The following is a 9718-nucleotide window of genomic DNA, read 5'->3' on the forward strand; positions in this document are numbered from 1 at the left end:
AATAAAACTTGCTAATTTGTCTAGTAGCAAGCTTTACTGAGACAAAATGACTTTGTCTCAACTCTTAAAAAGCGGCCGATGGCCGCTTCCTAAGAAATAACTTCCATCCATTATTTTGCAGGAACTTTTACGCTTCCATCAAGGATTTTAGCTTTAGCATCTTCGACAGCTTTTTTACCTTCTTCTGAAAGGTTTGTTGTTACCAAGTCAACCCCTTTATCTTTCAATGAGTAAACGATCACTTGACCGCCAGGGAATTCACCTTTTTCTGCCTTGTTAGAAATATCTTTTACAGTTGTACCAACTTGTTTCAAAGTAGATGCAAGAACAAAGTTTGATTCTTTGCCATCTTTAGAAGTGTATTTACCTTCTGCTTCTTGGTCACGGTCAACACCGATAACCCAAACTTTTTCATTTTCAGGACGGCTTTCGTTGAGTGATTTTGCTTCTGCAAAGACACCAGCACCTGTACCACCAGCTACTTGGTAAACAATATCTGCACCGGCTGCGTATTGTGCAGCTGCAATTGTTTTACCTTTAGCAGCATCACCAAATGAACCAGCGTAGTCAACTTGGACTTTGATAGATGGGTCTACTGACGCAACACCAGCCTTGAATCCTGCTTCAAAACGAGAGATAACTTCTGACTCCTGCCCACCTACAAAACCAACTTGTTTTGTCTTAGTTGTTTTTGCTGCAGCTACACCTGCAAGGTAACCTGACTCATTATCAGCGAAAGTTACGCTCGCAACATTCTTTTGATCTTTAATCACATCATCAATCAAGACATAGTTCAAATCAGTGTGCTCTGCTGCTGCATCTTTAACTGCATTGTGAAGGGCAAAACCAACACCGAAGATTAGGTTGTAACTTCCAGCCGCTTGTTGCAAGTTGTTAGCGTAGTCAGCTTCACTTGTTGATTGGAAGTAAGTGAAACCGTTATCTTTTGAAAGATTGTGTTCTTTACCCCAAGCCTGCAAACCTTCCCAAGCTGATTGGTTGAATGATTTATCATCAACACCACCAGTATCAGTGACGATTGCTGCTTTTGTCTTCACATCAGAAGATGAATCTGCCTTACGAGAAGAGCGGTTACCACATGCAGCAAGTCCAACTGCTGCCACTGCTACTAGGCCAAGACCTAGCCATTGTTTCTTGTTCATTACTGAACCTCCTAAATAAGATGTGCAACGATGTTGCAAGTATGGATTGGTTGGCCACAAGGACCGTGCCACTCAAAGAGCGACTCAGACTAATTTAAGTCTGTAAAAGAATATGGAAGTAATTCCCCGACCGTCATCTCGACCGTCGATTTATCTTTTGCGACTAAGGTCACTTTTAGATCTTGTTCAAAAAATTCGACCATTACTTGGCGACAAGCACCACATGGTGAGATTGGTTTTTCAGTTTGACCATAAACAATCAGCTCTGAAAATTCTCTTTGCCCTTCAGATACAGCCTTAAAAATGGCTGTTCTCTCACCGCAATTGGTCAAAGGATAGCTAGCATTTTCGATATTCACTCCCGTGTAAACACTTCCGTCTTTTGCCACTAAAACTGCTCCGATAGGAAAGTGAGAATAGGGGACGTAGGCATGTTTGCTGGTTTCAATTGCCAGTTCAATCAACTCAGTAGTCGCCATCAGCCAATTCTCCTTTTAAAATGGCTACCCCAGCTGACGTTCCGATACGGGTCGCACCTGCTTCCACAAAGGCAAGAGCATCTGCATAAGAACGAGCTCCACCAGCAGCCTTGACACCCATATCAGGCCCAACTGTTTCACGCATCAATTGAACATCTGCTATCGTAGCGCCACCAGTTGAAAAGCCAGTAGATGTTTTAACAAAATCAGCTCCTGCTTTTTGGGCTAATTGACAAGCCACAACTTTTTCTTGATCTGTCAGAAGGCAAGCTTCAATAATGACTTTCACTAACTTGTCACCACTTGCTTCCACGACTGCGCGAATATCTGACTCAACCAAGGCTAAATTGCCTGATTTGAGAGCCCCAACATTGATTACCATGTCAATCTCATCAGCCCCATTTTGGATAGCTTCTTTTGTTTCAAAAGCTTTCACGGCTGAAGTTGTTGCTCCCAAGGGAAAACCTACTACTGTGCAGACCTTGACATCTGTGTCTTCAAGCCCTTTTTTGGCATGTTTAACCCAGGTTGGATTGACGCAAACACTGGCAAAATCATACTCTCTAGCCTCAGACAACAAACTATCAATTTGATTTTCTGTTGCATCTTGCTTTAAAAGCGTATGATCGATATATTTATTTAATTTCATATTCGGATTCTCCTGCGGTTTATGAGATGATTTCTATAATTTCTCGTAAACTTTGCACCCTATCATTTATTTTAACATATTTTTGAAAATCTGTAACTAGCTGAGGAGAAATTTTTCCATTTGTGTATACTTTTGCAACAATTTCTCCCTTTTGAACGGAATCTCCAACTTTCTTTTCAAAAACAATTCCAGTTTCATAGTCCAAGGCATCAGATTTGACTGCACGACCAGCACCCAGTCTCATAGCATAAAGTCCAAATTCCATAGCTGGAAGAGCTGAAATGACACCCGTTTCCTGGGCAGGGATTTCCACCACATGTGACACATTGACTGGACGATAGAGGTCTTCCAAGTCTCCACCTTGGGCTTGGACCATCTCCTCAAACTTAGCAAGCGCTTGGCCATTTTCAAGATGTTGGCGGACTTCTTCAACTGTCTTATTTACATTTGCCAGTCCAAGCATAATTTGAGCCAGTTCACAGATGAAGTGGGTAATATCCTGACGGCCTTGACCTTGTAAAATCTCCAATGCTTCAAGGATTTCCAGACGATTTCCAATCGCTCGTCCCAAGGGCTGGCTCATATCGGTAATCACTGCTACCGTCTTTCGACCAACTGCCTTACCAAGTTCCACCATGGTTTGAGCCAATTCACGCGCCTCATCAACCGTCTTCATGAAGGAACCCTCACCGACAGTCACGTCTAGCAAAATAGCATCCGCCCCTGCCGCAATTTTCTTACTCATGACTGAACTAGCAATCAAAGGAATCGTGTCAACAGTTGCGGTCACATCACGGAGGGCATAGAGAAGCTTATCTGCTTTGACAAGCTGGTCTGATTGCCCAATGACAGATACACCAATATCCTGAACTTGACGAATAAAATCTTCTTGACTACGTTCTACTTGATAGCCCTTAATGGATTCCAATTTATCAATTGTTCCACCCGTATGGCCGAGACCACGACCACTCATTTTTGCCACAGGTACACCGAAGCTAGCAACAAGAGGAGCTAAAATCAAGGTCACCTTATCACCAACACCACCCGTAGAATGCTTGTCAACTTTCACACCATCAATGGCAGACAGGTCAAACTCTTGCCCAGTCTTAACCATATTCATCGTTAAATCAGAAATTTCACGAGTCGTCATTCCTTTGAAATAAACAGCCATGGCAAAGGCAGACATCTGATAATCAGGGACAGTTCCTGACACATAGCCTTCTACCAGCCATTCAATTTCACTCGAAGTCAGTTCTTGACCGTCTCGTTTTTTTTGGATTAAATCAACTGCTCTCATTCTTTCACACTTCTAAGGATATAGTATCCCTTGTCTTTTTTAAGGATTTCACAATTGCCAAACACATCTTCCATCTTAGACTTAGCACTTGGAGCCCCTTGTTTTTTCTGGATGACGATTGTCAAATCACCACCAATTTCCAAGAAATCTTTACTTTTCTCGATGATTTCATGAACGACTTGCTTTCCTGCACGGATAGGAGGATTAGAAATGACGTGGTCAAAATTCCCTTTAACTTGTTCATAAATATTGGACTGGAAAATCGTCGCTTTTACATTATTTTTTTCAGCATTTCTCTTAGCCAAATCCAAGGCACGATTGTTGATATCGACCATGGTAGCCTGAACGCCGTAAGCCTGGACTAAGGACAAACCTAATGGACCATAACCACAGCCGACATCTAGGACTGTCTCTCCTTGGTTGACCTCCAGACACTTGAGCAAAAGTTGACTTCCAAAGTCAACCATCTTCTTGCTAAAAACACCTGCATCCGTCAGAAAGGTCATTTTTTCTCCCAACAAGTCTACTCTCAACTCATGAATGTCGTGAGCAGCATCAGGATTTTCTGCATAATACATTTTATTCATAACCCTATTCTATCATATTTTGGATCGAATTGTAAATCGTTTACATATCCAGAATAAAACAAAAAGATTGAAGGAAGTTGCTTTACAATAGCTCCCCTTCAATCTCTTTCAACTTTTATAAGCAACTTGTATTTCATCTAGGACTACAGCTATCATTGCCATGATAAAACAACAAATTTATTGTCTATCATCAAGCGCATTTTTATTACGATTGCTTAACCTTCAAATACTTTATTATCAACAAAATTCCCAACAAAATGTTTAAATAAAAGCCCAACTGATAAGTTTGTGTCAGGATTTCCAAACTTGTCCAAAGTCGTATCAAATCTTCTAGTGACATGCGGAAGAAATAACCCTCTGTCGCAATCCACAAAATCAAAAATAGATAACTACCAGCAGCAAGCCATTTCATCCACCGTTTTTTTAGTAAGACAGCAATTAAGAGCGAACAAAGAAAGACAACTGTTAAAATGGCATGTTCCATCAAAAAAGTAAAACCGTAATAGATTTCCACAAAGCGTCTGCCATTATCCGCATTGGCTCCTTTTATAAAAGGTAGTGCAAAACTTAAAATAAAACAGAGTTCCAATATGTAACGTTTTAAGATTTTCATAGTACACCTCCTATAAGTTATAAACCCCAAAGCCCCCTTTATAGCTGATAAGTCAGTAGAAAGCAGCTCCTACTTCATCAATAAATTGTTCATCCTCTATCTACTTATAGTATATACTATTGACTTACCACATTCAAGAAACCGCTTTATTTTTTTAACTTTTTATGGTATGATAGACAAAATATCTAGGGGAAAACAAATGACCAACGAATTTTTACATTTTGAAAAAATCAGCCGCCAGACTTGGCAATCTTTACATCGAAAGACAACACCTCCTTTGACAGAAGAAGAATTGGAATCTATCAAGAGTTTTAATGACCAAATCAGTCTTCAAGACGTTACAGATATCTATCTCCCCTTGGCTCATCTGATTCAGATTTACAAGCGAACTAAGGAAGATTTAGCCTTTTCAAAAGGAATTTTCCTCCAACGTGAAAGTAAATCCCAGCCTTTTATTATTGGGGTTTCTGGGAGTGTTGCCGTTGGAAAATCCACAACCAGTCGCCTACTTCAAATCCTGCTTTCTAGAACTGTAACTGATGCTAGTGTTGAGTTGGTTACAACTGATGGCTTTCTCTATCCCAACCAGACCTTGATTGAGCAGGGGATTTTAAATCGTAAAGGATTTCCTGAAAGCTATGATATGGAAGCTCTTCTCAACTTCTTGGACCGCATCAAAAATGGACAAGATGTAGATATTCCTGTCTATTCTCATGAAGTCTACGACATCGTACCTGAAGCAAAACAACGAGTAAAAGCTGCTGATTTTGTGATTGTTGAAGGAATCAATGTCTTTCAAAATCCCCAAAACGAACGTCTCTATATCACTGACTTCTTCGACTTTTCCATCTATGTTGATGCTGCAGTCGATGACATCGAGAGTTGGTATCTGGACCGTTTCTTGAAAATGCTGAGCCTAGCCCAAAACGACCCTGAAAGCTACTACTATCGTTTTACTCAAATGCCAATTGGGGAAGTGGAATCCTTTGCTCATCAAGTCTGGACCAGTATCAATCTCACAAATCTACAAAATTATATTGAACCAACTAGAAATCGTGCAGAAGTGATTCTTCATAAAAGCAAGAACCATGAAATCGATGAAATTTACTTAAAAAAGTAATTTTCCCTTGTCAAAACGTAAGTTTTCAGATATAATGGTATAGTTAGTAAATATGGAGGTAAGAACATTGGCAAACATTAAATCAGCTATCAAACGCGCTGAATTGAACGTTAAACAAAACGAAAAGAACTCAGCTCAAAAATCAGCTATGCGTACTGCTATCAAAGCTTTCGAAGCAAACCCATCTGAAGAACTTTTCCGTGCTGCTAGCTCAGCTATCGATAAAGCAGAAACTAAAGGTTTGATTCACAAAAACAAAGCAAGCCGCGACAAAGCTCGTCTTTCAGCTAAACTTGTTAAATAAGAAACAGTCCATAGAGGCTGTTTTTTTGTCTCTAAATAGGAAAAGGTAGAAAATGAAAATCGCAATTATCGGATATTCTGGTGCTGGTAAGTCAACTCTAGCAGAAAAATTATCTAACTACTACTCCATCCCAAAACTACATATGGACACACTCCAATTTCAACCTGGTTGGCAAGACAGTGACCGTGAATGGATGTTGACCGAGATGAATAACTTTCTCACCAATCATAAAGCTTGGGTCATCGATGGAAATTATTCTTGGTGCTATTACGAGGAAAGAATGCAGGAAGCTGACCAAATCATCTTTCTAAATTTTTCACCATTGGCCTGTCTCTTTCGAGCCTTTAAGCGATACCTCAAATACCGGGGAAAAGTCAGAGAAAGTATGGCAGAAGGTTGTCAAGAACAGTTTAATTGGGAGTTTATCAGATGGATTCTCTGGGAGGGGAGAACCAAAACTCAAAAAGAAAATTACCAAAAACTTTGCCAAGAATATTCACATAAAGTCACTATTCTTCGAAATCAGAGAGAGCTAGATCAATTTCTAGATAAGAAAAGGAAGTCCTCCAATTCATAAAGAAAGTCTTCCTTTTGTGTTCTCTTTTATTCTGCAATCAAAGTTTCTAAACCAACCTTCATCATATCGGTGAAGGTATTTTGGCGTTCTTCTGCAGTTGTGTCTTCGTCTGGGTTAACCAAACTATCAGAAATAGTCATGATAGCAAGAGCATCAACATGGTGCTGGGCCGCCAAATAGTAAAGAGCTGCTGCTTCCATTTCCACAGCCTTGACTCCCCATTTACCAAGCTCAATGTTCTTTTCAAAGTAGTTTGAATAAAAGACATCAGAAGACAAAACGTTCCCAACGTGGGTGGTCATACCGAGTTCTTTAGCGATATGGTAGGCCTTATCAAGCAAATCAAAGCTAGCGATTTGTGGGAAATCGTATTGAGGCCAATCGTTGCGGATGATATTTGAATTGGTAGCAGCTGCTTGTGCCAAGACCAACTCACGAACGTGAACATCCTCATTCAAAGAACCGGCTGTACCGACACGGATCAATTTTTTCACACCGTAATCGACAATCAATTCACGAGCATAGATAGAGATTGAGGGCATACCCATCCCTGTTCCCATAACAGATACACGGTGACCCTTGTAAGTACCTGTGTATCCAAACATGTTACGCACTTCGTTAAAGCAAACAGCATCTTCAAGGAAATTCTCCGCAATAAATTTAGCACGAAGAGGATCCCCAGGAAGAAGAATTTTATCAGCAATTTCACCCTGCTGAGCAGCAATATGGATAGACATAGTTAAGATATAAAGGGCGACAGAGAACAAAGTAAAAATAGAAAACTGACGACGCATCTCAGATGCTAGACAGTTTATCTTTTTTACACAGTTCTCCGCCCGTATTCAGTTCAATGAATACAGTTAACCCATCCTTTCTTTTATTGTTATGAAAAGTTTTCCGCTCGTGTTCAAATCAGAACACACGCTCTACCTTTCTTTCTTAATTTTGATGATATTGAGAAGATTAGAACGGCTTCAATTCAAACCCGAACTCCTCTTCTCTTCTGAGTTTTTAGAAAAGTTTTCCGCTCGTGTTCAAATTAGAACACGCGCTCTACCTTTCTTTTTTTATATTTCATAGCTAGGAAAAATCGGATTCAATCGTGACTCCGATAAGCCTACTTCTTTTTTATTTGAAACAGTTATTGATAAATTGACAATAGTTTTTAATCTTTTAAGATAAATCTTTGATTAGAAGAAACGGTCATTCTCTATCTTATTACTCTATTCTTTGACTTCTGACACAGTATGTTAGCCCAAGAAAAACGATCTAATATTTTTGCAAATTCATAGGCTAAAATAGCTGTTACTAAGAGATACGGAAGAGAATCCAAAGCTAGCCCAGTGAAACCTATTACTAATCCGGTTGCAGAAATGGGCGCCCTCAAGGTCACAGATAAAAAGCAAACAGACCCCATAAGTAAAACAGTTAGCTGACTGTCCAAACCTAGAATCATGCCCAAGAGAGCAGCTCCAGCCATCCCCAAGGCAAAAGATGGCGTAAGTGTACCACCATAGGCCCCTGCCCACAGAGTAATAAGAACGACCAGTGCTTTTAGGATAAACAAGAAGAATACTGTTTTGCCATTGCTACCATTCAATACTTCCTGAGCCATCATACGTCCATTTCCAAGTAGATGTGGAAAATAACTTGCCAACCCAGCAAGAAAAAGAAAAGCTGTAGGCAATGTGAGAAGTACTCGTTTATCTTTTATCCTGTTTGAAGACACTTCTTTACTCAAGCGACCAAAAAGCCAAGCTAGTGGGGTTAAGAAAAAAAGTAATAAGGGAATAATCCACGCTTCCTTTAATGACCATGCAATGGCTGGAATCTGGTAGAGAGCATGATCTGAAATAACCAAGCCTGCTATATAGGTTGAGACATAGGTAGTCAAACCGACTAAGACAAATCGTTTAATAGATAGAGCAATTCCTAGAGTTTCAAAAACAAAGAAGACACTTGTTAATGGAACCTGGTAGACAGCTGCTAAACCAGCACCAGCACCACAAGCAAGGAGAAAGATTTGATCCTTCTTAGAGAGAGAACATATTTTTCCAATTGGTCCTGCAAATAGAGTCCCAATCTCTCGTGGCGCAGCTTCTTTGCCAATAGGTGCTCCCCCTCCAACTGCAATAATTTGCCAAATTGAATGAAATAGCTGTTTTAAAAAATGAAGCTTGTATTGTGAAGTCTCATCCTTCATCTGCGCTTTAATGGAAAAAATCTGTGATTTTTTTTGCAAGAAATACCAGACCAAGGATGAGCTAACACCCACGATTATTAAACTTAATCCTATCCGCGATGAGGAAACTCCATCTGTCAAGAATACAGTTTGATGCTCTGATTGACCAAAAGCTATCTCCTCTATTATCTTTAAAAGATAATGTAGAAAAATACCAGATAAACCTGAAACTATTCCTTGCAAAATGACTGCTAGGAATAATTTAAGATTATAAGGAATTTTCTGAAAAATACTCCTCAATTCTTTTAACATAGTAATAATTCAGCAAAAACGGCTTTAAGTAAGCCTTTAAAATCACCTTTAACACACTCAGTCACTTCTATAACCTCTTCGTGGTTAATCTCTTCTTTGAAACCAGTAGTATAGTTAGTAATACATAAAATTCCTAGAAGTTTCAAACCTGATAGGCTACAACAATAACTTCAGGAGCAGTTGACATTCCGACCACATCTGTTCCAAGCATCTTATAGGTACGAATTTCCGATCGTGTTCAAATTAGAACACGCGCTCTACCTTTCTGTTTATACTCTTCGAAAATCTCTTCAAACTACGTCAACGTCGCCTTGCCGTATATATGGTTACTGACTTCGTCAGTTATATCCACAACCTCAAAACAGTGTTTTGAGCTGACTTCGTCAGTTATATCTACAACCTCAAAGTAGTGCTTTGAGCAGCCTGCGGCTAGTT

The 9718-nt window shown here is 39.7% G+C and carries 11 protein-coding genes and 1 pseudogene; 3 read left to right on the plus strand and 9 right to left on the minus strand.

The genetic code is table 11. The features are described 5' to 3' along the window. Nucleotides 1–110: 110 nt before the first annotated feature. From WKI42_RS03420 to WKI42_RS03445, 6 genes are all read right to left on the minus strand, one after another. On the minus strand, nucleotides 111–1163 hold the full coding sequence (locus WKI42_RS03420; protein ID WP_049543026.1) for a BMP family lipoprotein: 1053 nt from the start codon (nucleotides 1161–1163) through the stop codon (nucleotides 111–113). Between the two features lie 89 nt (nucleotides 1164–1252). Beyond that, the gene (locus WKI42_RS03425) at nucleotides 1253–1642 is read right to left on the minus strand and encodes a cytidine deaminase (RefSeq protein ID WP_000246089.1); all 390 of its coding nucleotides are present in this window, start codon (nucleotides 1640–1642) and stop codon (nucleotides 1253–1255) included. Beyond that, nucleotides 1629–2291, minus strand: coding sequence for a deoxyribose-phosphate aldolase (deoC, locus tag WKI42_RS03430; protein WP_368081182.1), 663 nt, complete (start codon nucleotides 2289–2291; stop codon nucleotides 1629–1631). Before deoC ends, WKI42_RS03425 begins: the two co-directional genes overlap by 14 nt. Before the next feature lie 19 nt (nucleotides 2292–2310). After that, nucleotides 2311–3588: a pyrimidine-nucleoside phosphorylase gene (locus WKI42_RS03435; protein ID WP_368081183.1), complete on the minus strand. Its 1278-nt coding sequence runs from the start codon at nucleotides 3586–3588 to the stop codon at nucleotides 2311–2313. Next, complete coding sequence (locus WKI42_RS03440; protein WP_368081184.1) at nucleotides 3585–4175, minus strand: class I SAM-dependent methyltransferase; 591 nt, start codon at nucleotides 4173–4175, stop codon at nucleotides 3585–3587. The genes WKI42_RS03435 and WKI42_RS03440 overlap by 4 nt, the downstream gene beginning before the upstream one ends. 205 nt (nucleotides 4176–4380) lie before the next feature. After that, entirely contained in the window at nucleotides 4381–4788 is a 408-nt protein-coding gene (locus WKI42_RS03445; RefSeq protein WP_368081185.1) for a hypothetical protein, read from the minus strand. A 199-nt stretch (nucleotides 4789–4987) separates the two neighbouring features. On the opposite strand from WKI42_RS03445, the gene coaA reads away from it, so the two are divergent. From coaA to WKI42_RS03460, 3 genes are all read left to right on the plus strand, one after another. After that, on the plus strand, nucleotides 4988–5908 hold the full coding sequence (coaA, locus tag WKI42_RS03450) for a type I pantothenate kinase (RefSeq protein WP_368081186.1): 921 nt from the start codon (nucleotides 4988–4990) through the stop codon (nucleotides 5906–5908). A 67-nt stretch (nucleotides 5909–5975) separates the two neighbouring features. Beyond that, nucleotides 5976–6212: a 30S ribosomal protein S20 gene (gene rpsT / locus WKI42_RS03455; protein ID WP_001274002.1), complete on the plus strand. Its 237-nt coding sequence runs from the start codon at nucleotides 5976–5978 to the stop codon at nucleotides 6210–6212. A 52-nt stretch (nucleotides 6213–6264) separates the two neighbouring features. Continuing rightward, complete coding sequence (locus WKI42_RS03460; protein WP_368081187.1) at nucleotides 6265–6789, plus strand: DNA topology modulation protein; 525 nt, start codon at nucleotides 6265–6267, stop codon at nucleotides 6787–6789. A gap of 26 nt (nucleotides 6790–6815) precedes the next feature. On the opposite strand, the gene deoD is transcribed toward WKI42_RS03460, so the two are convergent. The 3 genes and pseudogenes from deoD to WKI42_RS03475 form a co-directional block, all read right to left on the minus strand. Continuing rightward, on the minus strand, nucleotides 6816–7526 hold the full coding sequence (gene deoD, locus WKI42_RS03465; RefSeq protein WP_000022091.1) for a purine-nucleoside phosphorylase: 711 nt from the start codon (nucleotides 7524–7526) through the stop codon (nucleotides 6816–6818). Between the two features lie 473 nt (nucleotides 7527–7999). Then, the gene (locus WKI42_RS03470) at nucleotides 8000–9283 is read right to left on the minus strand and encodes a chloride channel protein (RefSeq protein WP_173306683.1); all 1284 of its coding nucleotides are present in this window, start codon (nucleotides 9281–9283) and stop codon (nucleotides 8000–8002) included. Then, nucleotides 9277–9521: pseudogene (locus WKI42_RS03475) on the minus strand (phosphorylase family protein); the annotation flags it as partial. The gene WKI42_RS03470 and the pseudogene WKI42_RS03475, both read right to left, overlap by 7 nt. Nucleotides 9522–9718: the final 197 nt, after the last annotated feature.

The sequence above is a fragment of the Streptococcus pseudopneumoniae genome, from assembly GCF_038148935.1.
GTDB lineage: Bacteria > Bacillota > Bacilli > Lactobacillales > Streptococcaceae > Streptococcus > Streptococcus pseudopneumoniae_U.

What these genes read in the sequence shown, in the direction of transcription:
- deoD (WP_000022091.1), bottom strand. Translation starts at nt 7,526, where the DNA reads ATGTCTATCCATATTGCTGCTCAGCAGGGTGAAATTGCTGATAAAATT.
- WKI42_RS03420 (WP_049543026.1), bottom strand. Translation starts at nt 1,163, where the DNA reads ATGAACAAGAAACAATGGCTAGGTCTTGGCCTAGTAGCAGTGGCAGCA.
- WKI42_RS03470 (WP_173306683.1), bottom strand. Translation starts at nt 9,283, where the DNA reads ATGTTAAAAGAATTGAGGAGTATTTTTCAGAAAATTCCTTATAATCTT.
- deoC (WP_368081182.1), bottom strand. Translation starts at nt 2,291, where the DNA reads ATGAAATTAAATAAATATATCGATCATACGCTTTTAAAGCAAGATGCA.
- WKI42_RS03435 (WP_368081183.1), bottom strand. Translation starts at nt 3,588, where the DNA reads ATGAGAGCAGTTGATTTAATCCAAAAAAAACGAGACGGTCAAGAACTG.
- WKI42_RS03440 (WP_368081184.1), bottom strand. Translation starts at nt 4,175, where the DNA reads ATGAATAAAATGTATTATGCAGAAAATCCTGATGCTGCTCACGACATT.
- coaA (WP_368081186.1), top strand. Translation starts at nt 4,988, where the DNA reads ATGACCAACGAATTTTTACATTTTGAAAAAATCAGCCGCCAGACTTGG.
- WKI42_RS03425 (WP_000246089.1), bottom strand. Translation starts at nt 1,642, where the DNA reads ATGGCGACTACTGAGTTGATTGAACTGGCAATTGAAACCAGCAAACAT.
- WKI42_RS03460 (WP_368081187.1), top strand. Translation starts at nt 6,265, where the DNA reads ATGAAAATCGCAATTATCGGATATTCTGGTGCTGGTAAGTCAACTCTA.
- WKI42_RS03445 (WP_368081185.1), bottom strand. Translation starts at nt 4,788, where the DNA reads ATGAAAATCTTAAAACGTTACATATTGGAACTCTGTTTTATTTTAAGT.